Annotated in this window: 16 protein-coding genes; 10 read left to right on the forward strand and 6 right to left on the reverse strand. The window is 35.6% G+C overall.

Going from position 1 to position 17672, the window contains the following annotated elements; genetic code table 11:
• Positions 1-25: 25 nt before the first annotated feature.
• From D2K60_RS19755 to D2K60_RS19770, 3 genes are all read right to left on the reverse strand, one after another.
• On the reverse strand, positions 26-388 hold the full coding sequence (locus D2K60_RS19755) for a YtxH domain-containing protein (protein ID WP_117170829.1): 363 nt from the start codon (positions 386-388) through the stop codon (positions 26-28).
• 138 nt (positions 389-526) lie between these two features.
• On the reverse strand, positions 527-1042 hold the full coding sequence (locus tag D2K60_RS19760) for a tryptophan transporter (protein WP_117170830.1): 516 nt from the start codon (positions 1040-1042) through the stop codon (positions 527-529).
• 1475 nt (positions 1043-2517) lie between these two features.
• On the reverse strand, positions 2518-2943 hold the full coding sequence (locus D2K60_RS19770; protein WP_117170832.1) for an HIT family protein: 426 nt from the start codon (positions 2941-2943) through the stop codon (positions 2518-2520).
• Between the two features lie 477 nt (positions 2944-3420).
• On the opposite strand from D2K60_RS19770, the gene D2K60_RS19775 reads away from it, so the two are divergent.
• Both D2K60_RS19775 and D2K60_RS19780 read left to right on the forward strand, forming a co-directional pair.
• Positions 3421-4167, forward strand: a complete 747-nt coding sequence (locus D2K60_RS19775; RefSeq protein ID WP_117170970.1) for an ABC transporter ATP-binding protein — start codon at positions 3421-3423, stop codon at positions 4165-4167.
• Positions 4160-5374, forward strand: coding sequence for an ABC transporter permease (locus tag D2K60_RS19780; protein ID WP_117170833.1), 1215 nt, complete (start codon positions 4160-4162; stop codon positions 5372-5374). Before D2K60_RS19775 ends, D2K60_RS19780 begins: the two co-directional genes overlap by 8 nt.
• A gap of 48 nt (positions 5375-5422) precedes the next feature.
• On the opposite strand, the gene D2K60_RS19785 is transcribed toward D2K60_RS19780, so the two are convergent.
• Both D2K60_RS19785 and D2K60_RS19790 read right to left on the reverse strand, forming a co-directional pair.
• The gene (locus D2K60_RS19785; protein WP_117170834.1) at positions 5423-6586 is read right to left on the reverse strand and encodes a M20 metallopeptidase family protein; all 1164 of its coding nucleotides are present in this window, start codon (positions 6584-6586) and stop codon (positions 5423-5425) included.
• 102 nt (positions 6587-6688) lie between these two features.
• Positions 6689-7156 (reverse strand): ferritin-like domain-containing protein, encoded by a 468-nt coding sequence (locus D2K60_RS19790; protein ID WP_420818831.1) that lies wholly within the window; start codon positions 7154-7156, stop codon positions 6689-6691.
• Between the two features lie 175 nt (positions 7157-7331).
• Between D2K60_RS19790 and D2K60_RS19795 the strand changes: the two genes are divergently transcribed.
• The 4 genes from D2K60_RS19795 to D2K60_RS19810 all read left to right on the forward strand — a co-directional run bounded on the left by D2K60_RS19795 (position 7332) and on the right by D2K60_RS19810 (position 10612).
• A complete protein-coding gene (locus D2K60_RS19795; protein WP_117170835.1) occupies positions 7332-7985 on the forward strand; it encodes a phosphatase PAP2 family protein in 654 nt (217 codons plus the stop codon).
• Between the two features lie 140 nt (positions 7986-8125).
• Positions 8126-8908 carry a cell wall-active antibiotics response protein LiaF gene (liaF, locus tag D2K60_RS19800; protein ID WP_117170836.1) on the forward strand — a complete coding sequence of 261 codons (783 nt, stop codon included), beginning with the start codon at positions 8126-8128 and terminating at the stop codon, positions 8906-8908.
• Between the two features lie 15 nt (positions 8909-8923).
• Positions 8924-9961, forward strand: a complete 1038-nt coding sequence (locus tag D2K60_RS19805) for a sensor histidine kinase (protein WP_117170837.1) — start codon at positions 8924-8926, stop codon at positions 9959-9961.
• An 18-nt stretch (positions 9962-9979) separates the two neighbouring features.
• On the forward strand, positions 9980-10612 hold the full coding sequence (locus D2K60_RS19810) for a response regulator (protein WP_117170838.1): 633 nt from the start codon (positions 9980-9982) through the stop codon (positions 10610-10612).
• Positions 10613-11135: 523 nt separating this feature from the next.
• Here the strand turns inward: D2K60_RS19810 and D2K60_RS19815 are convergent.
• The gene (locus D2K60_RS19815) at positions 11136-11663 is read right to left on the reverse strand and encodes an antibiotic biosynthesis monooxygenase family protein (RefSeq protein ID WP_117170839.1); all 528 of its coding nucleotides are present in this window, start codon (positions 11661-11663) and stop codon (positions 11136-11138) included.
• A 191-nt stretch (positions 11664-11854) separates the two neighbouring features.
• Here D2K60_RS19815 and D2K60_RS19820 point away from each other — a divergent pair, with 191 nt between their 5' ends.
• The 4 genes from D2K60_RS19820 to hemY all read left to right on the forward strand — a co-directional run bounded on the left by D2K60_RS19820 (position 11855) and on the right by hemY (position 17583).
• Complete coding sequence (locus tag D2K60_RS19820; RefSeq protein WP_117170840.1) at positions 11855-14026, forward strand: transglycosylase domain-containing protein; 2172 nt, start codon at positions 11855-11857, stop codon at positions 14024-14026.
• A 160-nt stretch (positions 14027-14186) separates the two neighbouring features.
• Positions 14187-15218 (forward strand): uroporphyrinogen decarboxylase, encoded by a 1032-nt coding sequence (gene hemE / locus D2K60_RS19825; protein ID WP_117170841.1) that lies wholly within the window; start codon positions 14187-14189, stop codon positions 15216-15218.
• 15 nt (positions 15219-15233) lie between these two features.
• A complete protein-coding gene (hemH, locus tag D2K60_RS19830; protein WP_117170842.1) occupies positions 15234-16181 on the forward strand; it encodes a ferrochelatase in 948 nt (315 codons plus the stop codon).
• Positions 16174-17583, forward strand: a complete 1410-nt coding sequence (hemY, locus tag D2K60_RS19835) for a protoporphyrinogen oxidase (protein WP_117170843.1) — start codon at positions 16174-16176, stop codon at positions 17581-17583. Before hemH ends, hemY begins: the two co-directional genes overlap by 8 nt.
• Positions 17584-17672: the final 89 nt, after the last annotated feature.

Consider the following 17672-nt stretch of genomic DNA (forward strand, 5'->3'; position numbering starts at 1 on the left):
CCTAGAAACTAGTAGGGCAAGTTTATTATGCTTGTTTGCTTGTTTGATCTTCTAATTCTTTTAGTCGCTCTTCAATTTGCCCTAAATATTTTTGGATGTTTTTTTGATGTGGCTCAATTGTATTCTTCCAACTTTCAATCGAACTTTTCACATCAACAGATAATTCTTTGATTAGGGCTGCACCTTCTTTAGAAGTATTTGCAATCTGTTCAGTTAACAGTTTACCATCATCTTTAATTCGATCGAGTGAATGTAGGATATCTTCACTACGCGTTTTAACATCTCCACGTAATTCTTTGCCTGATTTTGGTGCGCTCAGTAACGTGGCAGCTGCACTAACAACGCCACCTGCTAAAAACCCAAATAATAATACTTTACCATTTGCCATCGCTAACACTCCTTTCTCTTATATTATACTACTTTCTCTTCTTTTATCAGGTTCAAACATAAAAAAAGAATATTTTTTTAAGATCGTATAAAAAGAGCCTTCATAATGTTAATGAAAGCACTTTTATTCTATCTATAATTAAAGCATGGATATTTGAGAACGTTTCATAATTTTTTGTAAAATTGGATATAAGATAATAGTTAAAACAGTATTAATAACGATTGTTGGTAAGACAACAGTTAAGAATAGAACGGAAAATGTCCCAGGCATTTGTCCAAGAACAACTATTGCCATGGTTAGAAAAATTGTTCCACTTATAGCGGTACCAATCGCTGTTAAAACAGGTGCAGTTATGTTTTTGTTTATTTTGTTAGGTATAAGTAATAATAGCCCGAAAAATATGAGTGCAGTAATCGGCTTGTCTACTAAATTAGAAATTTGTCCCCCTGGAGCATTTGTTGTCATTGCTGAAATAATACCAGTAGCAATTGCTAATAAAAAGACATATTGAACCTTTGGAAATAATAAAATACCTAAGAACATCATAGTGAGCATGATATCTGGCTTAACCCCAAAAATTGGTGGTGCAACGATGTGTAAAACAGCGCCTATTGCAATAAATAAAGATAATAAAACTAATACTTTTGTCTTCATGCATTTCTCTCCTCTGCTCAACTAAGCTAAACTATTATTTGACTTCCAGTCGTGCACTTATAGCCGAATGCGAAGTATCTAATTAGTATAACAAATCTAATAATGAATAAACAGAATAAATTTAGGCTCTTTTCGAAAAAAATGTTGTTATCAACATCTGGACTTGTTGGAAAAGACGAGGTATGGTAAGTTTTCTCCTCCGCTATGTCAGCAAATGGTCTCGCTTTCCGTGGGCACAACCTCAGCTAACTTGGTAAAGAAAAACATTTACCAAGTGGATCTTCGGTTTGTGCTGTTCTCACTGGACAAGGAATGCTTCAACGAGTTCACATCGCACGAAGGAAATCGGTTTATATTTTCGAGGAGTCAACCATTTGCTTCCTTCGCTGATTAAAGCAACTATTTTTAAATGTTAAACAACACTAACGCCAGAAATTAGCAGAAGGTACTAAAAAATGATGATTTAGCTTGTTAATCACTCTGTGAAAGTTGAGTTATAATAATAAATTAACTCCAAATTAGGGGTCAATTCTGATCTGTAATTAGATTGTTTGTATTGTATAACAAGAATCTATACACAATAAAGGTAAAAATAAGAAATATAAAAGTATCATATATTTGAAATGTAAAATCATCTGAGAATACCGCAATTGTGATAAATATACTAGTAATTAATTCAACAACATTCCATTTGGAGGGAATGATTTTAATTTTTTTAATATTAAAGATGTCACTAAATTCGTTTGCTTTTATTCCTCTATAACCACCAATGAGGGAACCGAAAATTATTAGTAATAAAGTTGAATTAAAGTTAAAAACAGATACTAGTAAATTAATCAACAATGATATTATTAGTATTATAAACATTTATTTCACCACCTTAGAAAAAAACGTTTATTTTAAATTAGTATACAACATATTTTATATAAAGCGGTTACTTAAAATAAACTTATCCGATAGATTTTGTTTTATACTAGAAAGTAAGCAAATGGTTGAGACTCCTTGAAAATATAAACCGATTTCCTTCGTGCGATGTGAATTCGTTGAAGCGTTCCTTGTCCTGTCGGAATAGCCCGAAAGAGGGCTTTGAATGAACGAAAAACGGAAGTGAAAGACGACGACTCCTGTGGGAACAGCACGAGTCTGAAGATCCACTAAGTAAAGCGTTCTTCGCTTTACTTAGTTAGCTGAAGCCGTGCCCACGGAAAGCGATCGTCTGTAACTGGAGTGCATGCACACACAATAAGTAAAATGTCATAATCAAGCCCTACTTCAGCAGCTTTAGATTGTACCCTCGAAAAGCAAAACCCTTTGCTGAAGTGGCGGTAAGATAAGTTTTACGCCGTAATATATAGAAAGAGGATGTTCAAAAAGTTACTAAATAATAAGTGGGCATCAATAAAGACAAGAATCAAGTGTTGGGAATCTTTTATAAAAAAATACACCTGAATCAATTCAGGTGCACTCCTATAATTTTAGATATTACTGTTTATTTCTTTTGAAATAGTAAGAAGGTCATCTTGACTATAAGCATCGCCGTTTGTTTTCCATAGCGGATTAAAGCCGTCTTCTTTACCGTAACGTGGAATTAAATGCATATGTAAGTGAAAGACGGATTGACCTGCAGCTTCACCAGTATTACTTAGCATGTTAATACCGAGTGGTTGAAACGTTTCTTTAATTCCTTTTGCGATTTTAGGTACTCGAGCGAATAAGTCACCTGCAATTTCATCTGAAGTTTCATAAATATCCTTCGTATGTTTTTTGGGAATCACTAGGGTGTGGCCCTTTGTAACCTGACTTAGGTCTAGAAAGGCGTAAACAGCATCATCTTCATACACTTTTGAAGAAGGGATTTCTCCGGACACAATTTTGCAGAATATACAATCAGCATGTTCCATTATAATAGCAACTCCTTTTTTTATTTGTCCTTATTTTACCATTAGCAACAGAAGAAAAGCAAAAGACAAAAAACAAGTGGGTTGCCTGTCACAATTAAGCCTACAAAAGACTCTCTTGTTTCTAGACAACCCACTTGCCGAAGGAGTAGGATACTATTTCTTTCAAAAGAATCAGGGGAATGATTCAAATGATTGTGCTAGTAAATAACCAATGTCAACACCTCATTTAATGTTGTTTTACCTTTCGATGGAAAGGGGGTTAGTTTAAAAGCGTAGTATATCTTTCGCCGACACCTCATTTCGTAGTAAACCACTAGTTCATGTTGTGTTGTAAAAGCGTTGTTCCTAACTCCTTCTAAAACTAGTATGAACAATTCATAAAAAAAATATACGATATATTTTTGGTTTTATCATCAGAAGATGGTAAAATTTGATTAAGTTATAAATCACTACATGAACGCTAGGAGGTTAATGGAATTGAATCCTTTATTACATATTGAGAATTTAGAAGGTGGCTACACGAATAAAAACGTATTACATGGCGTTTCTTTTGATGTTTACCCGAATGAAATTGTTGGTTTAATCGGATTAAACGGAGCTGGAAAGAGTACAACGATTAAGCATATTATTGGGTTAATGCAAGCAAAGAAAGGTAATGTTGAGATTAAAGGTAAAACCTTTAATGATTCACCTGAAACGTATAGGCAACATTTTTCTTATATACCGGAAATGCCTTTGTTGTATGATGAATTAACACTTTATGAACATTTACGATTAACAGCTATGGCCTATGATATTGATGAAGAAACCTTTGAAAAACGATTGCAACCATTATTGAAATCTTTTCGCTTAGAGAAAAAATTAAGGTGGTTTCCCATTCATTTTTCAAAAGGAATGAAACAAAAAGTAATGATTATGTGTGCATTCTTAGTTGAACCGGCTTTATATATTGTTGATGAACCTTTTGTCGGATTAGATCCGTTAGGTATAAAAGCATATCTAGAACTAATGGAAACCCAAAAGAAAAACGGAGCAGGTATTTTAATGTCGACACATATATTAGCTACAGCTGAAAGGTATTGTGATCGTTTTATTATTTTACATGAAGGTAAAATAAAAGCACTTGGAACCCTTAATGATCTTCGCGAAGAATTTGGTATGGAAAATGCTTCATTAGATGATCTTTATATACAGCTGACAAAGGAAGCAGATTATCATGTTTAATGCGAACCAACTGTTTAGGGAACGTTTTCGTGCCTATTTGAAAGAGAAGAGCAGGTATCTTCAATATATGTTAAATGGGCATACTGCGATTGCGATTTTATTCTTTATTTCTGCGGGTGCTTATTATTATCAACAGATATTAGCAGATTTACCAGCTAACTTTCCAACAGCTTGGTTGATGGCTTTGTTTTTTTCGCTGGTTGCAACGTATAGTCCCAATCAGACTTTTTTAAAAGAGGCTGATCTCGTTTTTATATTACCGGCGGAACATCGTATGGGTGTGTATTTTAGAAATGCACTTCTATATAGTTATATCATTCAACTTTATCTCGTTGTTCTTGTCCTTGCAGCCGTAGCTCCATTGTATTTTACAAGTTATCCTGGACAAACAGCTAGTACTTATATGCTGTTTGGGATCGTGTTATTAATAGTAAAAGCGTGGAATTTAATAGCAAGTTGGTGGATGTTGAAAGTTAGAGACAAAACGAGTCGTTATATCGATCATTTCGTTCGATTTTCTTTGCAATTTGTCTTGTTTTATTTCTTTATTAATGGTGAACATATGTATGCATCCATTACGACACTCATTCTTTTTGGCGTTTTTGCCTATGATTTTTACTTATCAAACAAACAAAATGTCTTAGCATGGGATTTGTTAGTGGAAAAGGACCGTATGCGAATGCGGAGTTTCTATCGATTAGCAAATATGTTTACAGATGTGCCTCATTTAAAGACACAGATTAAAAAGAGGCATGCACTCGTTTATTTACTTACAAGTTGGTTACCATTTAAACAAGTAAAAACGTATGATTATTTATATCGTATTACAAGTTTGCGAAGCGGTGATTACTTTGGTATGTACGTCAGACTTTTGATTATTGGCGGAGTGGTAATTTATTACGTTCCTAACCAATGGATGGGGGTCTTATTTGGTATCCTATTTTTATACTTAACTGGACTACAACTTATGGCGATGTGGCGTCATCACCGAACGACATTATGGATGGACTTATATCCAGTGTCTATAGCTGTCCGCAAGCGATCATTTATTAACTGGTTCTATCAATTAATGCTTATCCAAACCATCATTTACGCAGCTGTATTTGTCTTATTAAAGGATAGCGCTGGTGTGGCGATTATGTTAGTTGGGGGAATTGTTTTTTCTATTGTTTTTGTACAAGGTTATGTTAAAAATAAAATGCTTTAAAAAAAGCCACGGCTACTAGTTAAATACAACCTAGTCGTGGCTTTCGTTTTATTGATATTTTTTAATCAATTCTATAAATGTTTTTGCTGCAATAACCATTGCACGTTCATCTATATCAAATTTAGGATGATGATGGGGTTGGAAATCATTTTCTTTTTGAGCTCCAGTGAAGAAGAATGCACCTGGTTTTTCTATTAAATAGTAAGCGAAATCTTCTCCGGTCATACTTGGTTCAACAAGTTCAGCTTTTGTTACTTCTTCCACTTGATTTGCTGCCTCAATTACGATATTAGCTTCGGTTGGATGATTAACTACTGGCGGATACCCCTTGTCATATTCAAATGAATAGGTTGCACCATAACTTTGGCACGTTCCTGCAATAATAGTTTCCATTTCATTGATAATTTTTGTTTGTAAATCTTTATCAAATGTCCGAACAGTACCTGTTATTGTTGCTGTATCTGCTATAATATTATACGTATTACCAGCATGAAATGTACCAATGGTTAAAACTGCAGTTTGTAGTGGGTCAATCCTTCTACTAATAATTTGCTGTAAGTTTGTGACTAACTGAGATCCAATTACAATGGCGTCTTTTGTTTGATGTGGCATCGCACCATGACCGCCCTTTCCTTGAATGGTGACGCTGAAACGATCAGCACCGGCCATGAATTCTTTAGGTGCGGTTTGAACAATTCCGTATGGTGTATTTGTCCATAGATGCGTACCAAACATGAGGTCGACATCATCCAGAATACCTGTATCTATAATTGGCTTTGCGCCACCTGGTGCTAGTTCTTCGGCATGTTGATGAATAAAGACAATCGTACCAGCTAATTTTTCTTGATAATCTTTTAAGTGTTCAGCTACTGTTAAAAGAGTAGTGGTATGTCCGTCATGTCCGCAAGCGTGCATCACACCGGGTACGTTGGATTTATAGGATACTTTTTTTTCATCTTGAATTGGGAGTGCATCGAAATCAGCACGTAAGGCAATAGTCTTTCCTGGTTTACCGCCAACTAGTCGCGCAATAACTCCGTTCCCACCAACTTTTGTTTGAAAGGGAATACCTAATTTCTCATATGTATTAGCAATGAATTTCGCTGTATTTTCTTCTTGAAATGACAATTCAGGGTTTCGATGTAAAAAGCGCCTCATTTTTACCATGTCATCATAGTGATGATCAATTTTATTGATGATCTCTGTCCACATAAAAAAACCTCCCATAATTATTATTTTATTATATCATATTCAAAATCCGGAAATTTAAAAAAGACCTTCAGAATTTGAAGGTCTAATACTTACTATATTAATTTAATTAGAAAAAGCACTATCATTTAATAGACGTGATAATTCTTCTTTATGTCCTGTCTCATCTTCAATCATATCATCTAAATGGATAGCCAATTCGGATAAACCAAGTTTTTCAGCTTGCTCTTTTCTTTCTTCATACCGTTTTATTGTATCTTCTTCTGCTTTTAAGGCACCTTCTAACATTTCTTTTGGTTCAGTAAATTGGTCTACCTTTGCTGGCGTTGTAGTAGGTGTACCGCCAAGGATTTTTATCTTGTTTGATAAGTATAGGGCGTGTCCCATTTCATCGGTAATTTCACCTTCAAAAAAAGGTTTAAGAATCGGACGATACATCCCTTCAATTACGGAAGCATTGAACGTATACATAATAGCAGCAGAATATTCATTAGCTAAGTCCTCATTTAATCCATTAATTAAAGCTTCTAACTCACTGTTTGATTTCATTTGTCTAACATTATTGTCTCCCATAAAAAACATCCTTTCGTTTTTTTATAAAAAGCTCGTTCTATACATACACTTCCCGAATCTATTTTTTTAAAACATGGATACATAGTTAAAGTCTGTTTATCATATACGTTGTTAAAGATACGTATTGTTTTAAAATCAATAACATGTGAAACTATAGTGGTAAAGAGGTGATAACATGAAAGTTTACAATAAAAGTAAAATAGTTACAGTCTTGTCTTTTCTTATTACGGGTTTTATCGTCCTTTTGGTTACAAAAAATGTTCGAACCAATTATATGCCTGCAATAGATAAGTGGTCAGCGCCTATAGTTGAAGAATTAAATCATAATGGGGTGTTCACTTTTTTTCGTTGGATTACAGAATTAGGTTCTGGCACATTTGTTTCGCCATTTATTATTGTATTTGCTATTATATTTTATCTGTTTACTAAGAACTGGCTTGCTGGTTTGATGATACCGCTTGGGTCATTCTTTGGTTATCGATTGAACCATTGGATAAAACTTATTGTTGAGAGAGAGCGACCGAGTCTTCTTCCGGAAGCAGAAGGGGTTGGTTTTAGTTTTCCTTCTGGCCATGCTATGGGGGCCATGATCACATATGGTTTAGTTATTTATTTCTTAACTCTTTATATGCAACAGGGAAACCATCGATTAACTGTTCAGCTCTTTTTTGTTATACTAATTCTGTTAATTGGTATGAGCAGATATATGATTCAAGTTCATTATCTAACAGATGTTGTAGCGGGTTATGGATATGGTTTTTTATTTTTAATGATTTGGATCTGGTTGTATCAACTTATAAATAAATTTTTATTTAGAAAAAAAGCATAGGTCTCCGCCTTAAGTCTGAGACGAAACCAAACTGTCGTAGGTTACTAATCGACAGTTTTTTCTATATAATAAGAAGATAGTAATGCATATTTTCTTTAAAATTTAAATTCTAATATAATTAGATAAGGATGATAGAAGTAATGAAAAATAATTTCTTTCGTAATATACTAGCGATTATTGTTATTTTACTAGGTGTTGCTTTAATACTAACGAATATCGGTGTAGTTACCTGGGAGTTTGCAGAAGCATGGTATTATATTTATCCCGCATTTTTAATCATATTAGGGATCAAGTGGTGTTGGGATGGAATGAAAGGACAGGGAGGAATTACGTCAGGCTCGTTTCTTGTTATCTTTGGTTCACTATTATTGTTGGGTAGGTTTGAATTGATTCATTTTATGTTTTGGGACTTCTATAAATTATGGCCTTTATTAATTGTTTATATTGGATTTAGTTTTCTAGGAACTTCAAATCGCAAAAAGAAAAAGAAAAAGAAAAAATTCCAATTTATATTTGATTCAGATGATCATAAAAATAGTGAAACCATGTACACAGGTAAAAAGCAAAAGTTTATGATAGGGGATCACAAATTTAACACACCAAATTGGAAAGTAGAACCAATGGAACTTTGGAATGCAGTTGGTGACTATCATATAGATTTTACGAAAGCATTTATACCAGATAAAAATGTACCGATTCAAATCCATGGTTGGGCTGGTGATATTCAAATATTAATGCCTGAAAATATTGAATTCTCTGTAGAAGCAGAGGTCAAAGCAGGGGATATTATTGTATTTGAGCAGACATCTGAGGGAATTGGACGCCATCTTTCTTATCAGACAGAAAATTATCAAGAAGCAACACGAAAGCTAACAATGGATTTTAAATTAAAAGCTGGTTCGATACGAATCGATCGGGTCTAAGAGAGGGTTGGTTTTTTGTTAAAAAGATTGAATTCAATCCGCTATACGTATATTCGGTCACATTTACATGCTTTATTATTAACGGCACTAACCTTATTAACAATCTTGTTGACGATTCATGTAGTGCTTGGTCCTGATTGGTTAAACACTGCAAGCATATTCATTTTCATTGGTGCATATTTTGTTATAGCGTTTCTTTTTTCCTTATATGTTGGTTTTAAATCAAGTGGTGATATTAAAACGAGAATGGATTATCTATCTGTCTTGATTGCTCAAATGTCACGAGGAAACTATGCAACAAAAGTATATGATATTGGTGATGACGAAATTGCCCGAATTGGTGAAGAATTAAATGAACTCGGTGAAAAAATGCAAAATCAAGTAAAGTCTTTACAGCGTTTAGCAGATGAAAAGGCTGAGTTTGCAAAATCAGCACATAAGGCAGCGACCATTGAAGAACGCCAACGATTAGCGAGAGACTTACATGATGCGGTTAGTCAACAATTATTTGCTTTGGCAATGATGTCACAGGCAACTGTACGTTTAGTAGAGAAAAATCCAATTAAGGCGAAAGAGCAAATGAAAGAAATAGCTGAAACCGCATTAAAAGCACAAACTGAAATGCGTGCTTTACTATTGCATCTTCGTCCCGTTCACCTTTCAGGGGATCGACTTCCAATTGGTATTAATCAATTAGTAACAGAATTAGAACAGAAATGTCCAATAAATTTCCAGTTACATATTGATGATATTGAAAGTTTGTCTGAAACAACAGAAGAGCACTTATTCCGAATTGTTCAAGAATCTTTATCGAACACGTTAAGGCACGCTGATGCATCGGAAGTAACGATTGAGATACAGCAACATCAACGTGATGTTTTTTTACATATAGCGGATAATGGAACAGGTTTTGATTTGGCGTCTGATGAAGATAAAAAGGCGTCTTACGGATTAAAAACAATGAAAGAACGTAGTGAGGAAATTGGTGGAACATTTGCAATCCGCTCCAAACAAGGAGAAGGAACGCACATTGATATTCGAATTCCATTGTAAATGAGGAGGATGGTCAGTATGATTCGTGTCGTAGTTATCGATGATCATGATATTGTTCGGAAAGGTATCATTTCCTATTTGGAGACAGAAGATGAGCTAGATATTGTTGGAGAAGCTTCAAGTGGGAATGAAGGTGCAAAGATGGTCTTGGAAATGAAACCTGATGTGGTATTAATGGATCTAATTATGGAAAATGGTAATGGGATTGATGCTACTAAAACCATTATGCAAAAACTATCAGACTGCAAGATTATTATATTAACGAGCTATTATGATGATGAACAAGTATTTCCTGCTTTAGAAGCAGGTGCCTTTAGTTATATGTTAAAAACCTCTTCGGCGGAGGAGATTTCCGTAGCTATTCATAAAGCCTACCGGGGAGATACAGTGATAGAGTCGAAAGTAGCTAATAAAATGATGACGAGTTTTCGTGTCCAACAAGATAAGCCGCACAAGCAATTAACAGAAAGAGAACTTGAGGTATTATTGTGTATTGGAGAAGGATCAACAAATCAAGAGATTGGTGATCAATTATTTATTGGGATAAAAACAGTAAAAACGCATGTCAGTAATATATTAAGTAAACTGAGTGTTCACGACCGCACGCAAGCAGCTGTTTATGCACATCGAAATGGTTTAATTCGTAAATAATTAAGTCTTTTTTCGTGAATATATATTTTAAACGACGTAGTAGGTGTATATTGCGACTTAGATTCTTTACCCGCCTTGTCAGGTAAGCAAATAGTTTTGATGGAACGAGTAATCACAATAAGTGGTTTTTAACCTGCTACGTCAGCAAATGGTTTCGCTTTCCGGTGGGCACAACCTCAGCTATCTATAGAAACAAAGATCGCTTCTATAGAGGATCTTCGGTTTGTGCTGTTCCCACTGGAGTCTCAACCATTTACTTCCTTCGCTTGATGGCGTACCTTTTCGACTTGTAATTAATTTATGCTCTTCTAATATTGCAGTGTACTAAACTAGCGTATCAATTTCACTTGAGAAGCGGGTCAAGAAATTCTATTACGTCGTAGTTGATGAAAAAAGTGACGTAAGACTAGATAATTAGGCGGAGTGCGCGATAATTGGGCGGGATATATCAAGTTCTTTAAAAAAATAAAAAAACGTAGAGGTAATCTAAATTACTTCTACGTTTTTTTAATCGATTTTAGTTTTAATCTTTGTTTTCTGCTTCTTCTCGCTCTGCTTTAACTTCGTCCCAATCAACCATATTGTAAATGGTTCGGAATGACTTTCCAGCGCGATATTTCGGTTTGATATCCTTACCATAGTTTTGATTATAGACGTCAGAGTCTCTCCATACCTGATAACTCTGCTCACTATCCCATTGAATGGCAAGAACATAGGTGTTTCCGTGTAATGGTCGCAATACTCGAAATGCATAAAATCCTGGAACTTTTTCAATTCTATCTGCACGTTGTTTGAATTCAGATTCAAAAATTGGCTTACCATCATCCGTAACAGGAATATGAGTCATTACTACATAACCATGCTCTTGAAAACTCCCTCTGTCGGAAATAACGGTATAACTTCTAGCTTCTTTAAAAACGGATATACCTGTATCTTCATAATAAACCGTAGTAGATGTATTATTACGCATGAAATACATTGTAATAGCAGGATAGTTATCTCTTATCTGTTCTAAATACTCTAATGTTCCATTTGTCATATAAGCTTTCATCCTAATCACTCCCAAATAACTTTTCTTTCCATTTTAAAACTCTTTTTAAATTTTGTATATGTTTTTGATTTAAAAGATCTAGTAAATAGAGATATTTCTTTAAGTAAAAGTATAACTATCGTATAATGGTGCGATGATGACAAGTGTTTGTCGAAATATAGTTATTTTAAAATAACTAAAGAGGTGAAGGTATGAAGAAATATCTGTTAGGTTTGAAAAAATTAACGGCTGACCCTTGGATTAAGTGGTCATTATTGATCGTGGGAACAATTATTCTACTAGGGATTATTGGATTTTTATTTATTATATATGGTGGCAGACTCGTTGTGGATGAAAAGAAACTCGTCTTACCAGCAACAACAATTGTAGAGACGGATGATGGTACATTAGTCGGAAAGTTATATGAGGAAAACCGTGAGCTTGTGTCGATTGATCAAGTACCTACACATGTTCAAAATGCATTCATTGCCATTGAGGATGTACGTTTTTTTGACCATGCTGGAGTAGATTTCCAATCTGTTATGCGTGCTGTTTATCGAGATATAATAGCACTTGATAAGGTGGAAGGGGCCAGTACCATCACGCAACAATTAGCCAAGAATTTATTTTTGACGAATGATAAAACATTCATGCGAAAAACAAAAGAAGTAATGGCATCAATTTATTTAGAAAGACATTTCAGTAAAAAAGAAATATTAGAATTATATGTAAATAAAGTCTATTTTGCACATGGTATACATGGAGTTGGTACAGCATCAAATTATTACTTTAATAAGCCTGTGGAAGAATTGACGGTGTCAGAAGGTGCAATGCTTGCAGGTTTAGTTAAGGCACCTAATAACTATTCTCCTTATATAGATGAAGATAATGCAAAAGATCGGCGTGATATTGTGCTATCACAAATGGGCAAAGCAGGTATGTTAGAAACAGAGGAAATGTTGACACTTCAAGGTAATACATTAGGTATTACTGAGCAAGCTACAGAAGAGAAGCCATGGCTAGACGACTATCTTGATATCGTTATTCGTGAAGCAGCAGACACGTATCAATTAACAACCGCAGAATTAAAACGTGGTGGGTATCGTATTACTGTTCATCTTAATGAAGGTGCACAACAAATTGCCTATGAGACCCTGCAAAATGAAGCGTATTATAGTGGGTCACAACCCAATGTCGAAGTAGCATTTGTTTTAATGGAACAAGAGACAGGTGAATTAGAAGCTGTAATAGGTGGTCGGGATTTTCAAATTGGTGATTATCAACGTGCACTAGTAAAACGACAACCTGGTTCTGTTATGAAACCATTAGCGGTCTATGGGCCAGCGATGATGGATGATTATCAACCGTATCATTTTTTAGAAGATATTGCACAAGAGTATGATGGTTATATCGCCACTAATGTCGATGGACAGTATAGTCAAGAAGTTACCATGTATGAGGCAATACAAGACTCAAAAAATGCTCCGGCTGTTTGGCTATTAGATCAAATTGGTATTCCATATAGTAAGGAGTATTTAAAGGAAATGCAAATCGCATTAGAAGATGATGGTCTGGCAATGGCGCTAGGAGGATTAGAGACTGGTATTACACCAATGCAAGTCGTGCAAGGGTATCGAACATTTATTCATGATGGGGCATTTATTGAAGCACATGCCATTGCTGCGATCAAAGATCGAAACGGAGAGATTATAGGAGAATCTGATACGGAGGAGACCGCCATTTTTTCAAAGCAAGTGGCGTGGAATATGGTAAGCATGCTTGAAAATGTTGTGGAAAACGGAACGGCTCAATCTGGGTCTTATCAAAAGGCATTAGCAGGCAAGACTGGCTCTACACAACACCCCGCTGTAGAAGGACAAGTAAAAGATGCGTGGTTCGCTGGGATAACACCTGAATACGTGACAGCTTTATGGATGGGCTATGATCAAACAGACGAAGAACATTATTTAACAGAAGGTAGTGCAGCACCAACACGTGCTACAAAGGCAATCTTGGCAAGTATAGATCAACAACAAGAATTAGCCAGATCTTTTATGAAACCAAGTGGTGTTGAAGAACTGGAAGATCCTATTACTTTGCCAACTACTACTAATTTAGAAGGTTCTTATAAAATAGGTGGCTGGTCTCTTGTACAAGGAGAGTTAAATTGGGAAGTGCCGGCAGATGATCGTGTAATGTATCATATTTATCAAGTGACAGATTCGGGTGATAATAAAATAGGGGAAGTGACTGGAAAAGGGGAATTTTTATTAACAGATGTTTCTTTATTTCAGTCTTCTACGTACTATATTGTTCCATATAATAAGCTTACAAAAAAAGAAGGAGAACCTTCGAATCAAATTACTTTATCATTTGGTAGGTAATCGGGTATAATTACAAGTGTTATTTAATTATAATAATTATAATTTGGCGATTTAGTGACAATGTATCAAAATCACTATTCAATTAAGAAAGACATCGGTATAGTAGTATTTGGATGAAGAGAAACACAAGAATGATTGTGATGCAAAGGGTGAAAGTGTTATGAGAGAAAAGAATGAGACAATTTTAAAAGCGTTCAGAGGAGAAAAAACAGATTATACACCTGCATGGTTTATGCGACAGGCAGGAAGGTCTCAACCAGAATATCGTAAGTTAAAAGAAAAATATTCTTTGTTTGAGATTACCCATCAACCAGAGTTGTGTGCGTACGTTACGCGTCTGCCGGTAGAACAGTACGGTGTTGATGCGGCAATATTATATAAAGATATTATGTCGCCTTTGCCAGCTATAGGGGTGGATGTTGAGATTAAGTCAGGGATTGGGCCGGTGATTGATAACACGATTAAATCATTAGCTGATGTCCAGAAATTAGGTACAATTGATCCAGAATCAGATGTCCCTTATGTGATGGACACCATTCGATTGTTAACAAAAGAACAGTTGGATGTTCCTTTGATCGGTTTTAGTGGGGCACCATTTACTTTAGCTAGCTATATGATTGAAGGCGGTCCATCAAAAAATTATCATCAAACAAAAGCAATGATGTATCGTGATCCTGTTACTTGGTTTGCTTTAATGGATAAACTAGCAGATATGACAATTACCTATGTAAGAGCGCAAGTTAAAGCGGGGGCACAAGCCATTCAAATTTTTGATTCATGGGTTGGTTCACTTTCTGTACCGGATTATCGCTATTATATTAAACCAATAATGGAACGCATTTTTACTACACTTAAAAAAGAAAGTGTTCCACTTATATTGTTTGGAGTTGGAGCAAGTCATTTAATCATGGAGTGGAATGACCTTCCAGTTGACGTGATTGGAATCGATTGGCGAATTTCAATTAAAGAAGCAAGAGATCTTGGGATTACGAAGCCATTGCAAGGTAATTTAGATCCTGCAATATTATTATCCGATTGGAAAACGATTGAAGCACGGACTAAAGAAATTATTGATCAAGGTAGAGAAATGCCTGCGCATATATTCAATTTGGGACATGGCGTTACACCGGAAATATCCCCAGCTACACTAAAAAAAGTAACAGATTTAGTTCATCAGTATTCAAAGAGATAGAAAGGGTGCTTAAATTTGGCAAAGAAAAAAGTAGGACTATTAATCATGGCGTATGGTACACCATATGAAGAGGCAGATATAGAAAGATATTACACAGACATTAGACACGGACGTAAACCAACGCCAGAAATGTTGCAAGACTTAACAGATCGGTATCGTGCAATTGGCGGTATTTCACCACTAGCTGAAATGACAGAACTACAAAAAGAGGCAATTGCAAAAAAAGCGAATGAAACACAAAATGAAGTAGAATTCGTTCCATACTTAGGTTTAAAACATATCGAACCATCTATTGAAGATGCGGTTAAACAAATGGTGGATGACGGAATTGAGGAAGCGGTATCGCTTGTACTTGCACCTCATTATTCAACATTTAGTGTTAAGGCTTATAACGGTCGTGCTCAAGCAGAAGCTGAAAAATTGGGTAAGCCAGTTATCAGTTCTGTCGAGAGTTGGTATGATGCGCCAGGTTTTATTGATTATTGGAAGGAAGCAATTTTAGGCGAGTATGCGAAAATGTCTGCAGATGAGAAAGAAAAAGCAGTTCTTGTTATATCTGCACACAGCTTACCAGAGAAGATTTTAAAAGATGGTGATCCATACCCAGAACAATTAAAAACTACAGCAAAAATGATTTCAGAAGCTACAGGAATTGAGAAGTATGAAATTGGATGGCAAAGTGAAGGGAATACACCTGATCCATGGTTGGGACCAGATGTACAAGACCTAACCAAAACGCTATATCATGAAAAAGGCTACCGGACTTTTGTTTATGCACCGGTTGGTTTTATTGTTGATCACTTAGAAGTACGTTACGACAATGATTACGAATGTAAAGTAGTTTGTGATGAACTTGGAGCAGGATATTATCGTCCACCAATGCCAAATGTAGCACCAGAGTTCATTGAAACGTTAGCAGAGGTTGTTGTAAATAAATACAAAAGTACAGATAAAGATGAGTAAACAGAAAAAAATTGCAATTATAGGTGGCGGTATTACGGGTTTAACTGCTGCCTATTATTTGCAAAAAGAAATTAAGGCTAATGGGCTGCCTTATACCATAGATTTAATCGAAGGCGGAGACAAATTAGGCGGTAAAATGGAGACGATCAAACAAGATGGTTTTACCATTGAACGAGGACCCGATTCTTTTTTGATTCGCAAAGAATCTGCTGCGCGTTTGGCACGTGAAGTAGGAATTGATCACGACTTGGTCAAAAATGGAACTGGTAAAGCTTATGTATTAGTTGGAGATAAGCTCCATGAAATGCCAAAAGGTTCATTGATGGGTATTCCAACAGAGCTACAGCCGTTTTTATTATCGAATATGTTCTCTGTCAAAGGTAAAATTCGAATGCTAGCTGATTTTGTATTACCTAAAAGTACGGTAGTTGGGGATCAATCCGTTGGCGAATTCTTTCGCAGACGTTTTGGTAATGAGCTATTAGAGAATTTAATTGAGCCACTTCTATCTGGTATTTATGCTGGAAACATTGATCAACTTAGTTTAATGGCTACTTTTCCACAATTTTATCAAATGGAGCAAAAGCATCGTAGTTTGATAAAAGGTTCGCGTGAAACATTACCAAAGAAAAAAGATAGACCAGTTAATAAATCGAGTAAGTTTTATTCTTTACGTAATGGTCTACAGTCATTTGTTGACGCAATCGAAAAGCAATTGGATCCAACTATTGTCTCTATACATAAGGCAACAACGGTTGATCATATTGAGAATAAAACAGATAAATATCATTTGTTATTAGATAGCGGTGAAGTTAAGAAAGCAGATAGTGTAATTTTAACGACCGCATTTCCAGTTGTGAAACGTATTTTCAGCCAATATGATTTTTGGCAAGTTTTCGGTGAGACAAAAGCCACTTCAGTCGCTAATGTTGTTTTAACCTTTGATGTAGCTTCGATTCCTCATGATTTAGATGGCACAGGATTCGTTGTATCACGTAATAGTGATTATCGCATTACCGCGTGTACGTGGACACATAAAAAGTGGCCGAACACAACGCCTGAGGGAAAAGCGATGTTACGCTGTTATGTTGGTCGGCCTGGTGATGAGGGTGTTGTTGATTTAAGTGATGAAGAAATTGCAGCGATTGCTCTAAAAGACTTAGAAAAAATCCTTGGTATCTCAGAAAGACCGGATTTTCATATTGTGACCCGTTGGAGAGACGCAATGCCGCAGTATACAGTTGGGCATCTTGATCGACTTCATGAACTACGAAATGAAATGAAAAAGGAATTACCCGGTGTCTTGTTAGCTGGAGGTAGTTATCAAGGAATTGGTATTCCAGATTGTATTGATCAAGGCGAGCAGGCCGTTGCAGATGTCTTGGAATTCTTAAAAGAATAGTGCGTTTTTCAGAAGCTTACCAATTTGGTGAGCTTTTTGGGTTTGTGATCAATCAAGTAGGTTTTGTGATCATATTAGAAGTAGTTACA

The sequence above is a fragment of the Paraliobacillus sediminis genome (assembly GCF_003426055.1).

Bases quoted from the DNA above. Each gene is read 5' to 3' on its own strand.
- D2K60_RS19755 (WP_117170829.1), bottom strand. From the start codon at position 388: ATGGCAAATGGTAAAGTATTATTATTTGGGTTTTTAGCAGGTGGCGTT.
- D2K60_RS19760 (WP_117170830.1), bottom strand. From the start codon at position 1,042: ATGAAGACAAAAGTATTAGTTTTATTATCTTTATTTATTGCAATAGGC.
- D2K60_RS19770 (WP_117170832.1), bottom strand. From the start codon at position 2,943: ATGGAACATGCTGATTGTATATTCTGCAAAATTGTGTCCGGAGAAATC.
- D2K60_RS19780 (WP_117170833.1), top strand. From the start codon at position 4,160: ATGTTTAATGCGAACCAACTGTTTAGGGAACGTTTTCGTGCCTATTTG.
- D2K60_RS19785 (WP_117170834.1), bottom strand. From the start codon at position 6,586: ATGTGGACAGAGATCATCAATAAAATTGATCATCACTATGATGACATG.
- D2K60_RS19790 (WP_420818831.1), bottom strand. From the start codon at position 7,156: ATGGGAGACAATAATGTTAGACAAATGAAATCAAACAGTGAGTTAGAA.
- D2K60_RS19795 (WP_117170835.1), top strand. From the start codon at position 7,332: ATGAAAGTTTACAATAAAAGTAAAATAGTTACAGTCTTGTCTTTTCTT.
- liaF (WP_117170836.1), top strand. From the start codon at position 8,126: ATGAAAAATAATTTCTTTCGTAATATACTAGCGATTATTGTTATTTTA.
- D2K60_RS19810 (WP_117170838.1), top strand. From the start codon at position 9,980: ATGATTCGTGTCGTAGTTATCGATGATCATGATATTGTTCGGAAAGGT.
- D2K60_RS19815 (WP_117170839.1), bottom strand. From the start codon at position 11,663: ATGAAAGCTTATATGACAAATGGAACATTAGAGTATTTAGAACAGATA.
- D2K60_RS19820 (WP_117170840.1), top strand. From the start codon at position 11,855: ATGAAGAAATATCTGTTAGGTTTGAAAAAATTAACGGCTGACCCTTGG.
- hemE (WP_117170841.1), top strand. From the start codon at position 14,187: ATGAGAGAAAAGAATGAGACAATTTTAAAAGCGTTCAGAGGAGAAAAA.
- hemY (WP_117170843.1), top strand. From the start codon at position 16,174: ATGAGTAAACAGAAAAAAATTGCAATTATAGGTGGCGGTATTACGGGT.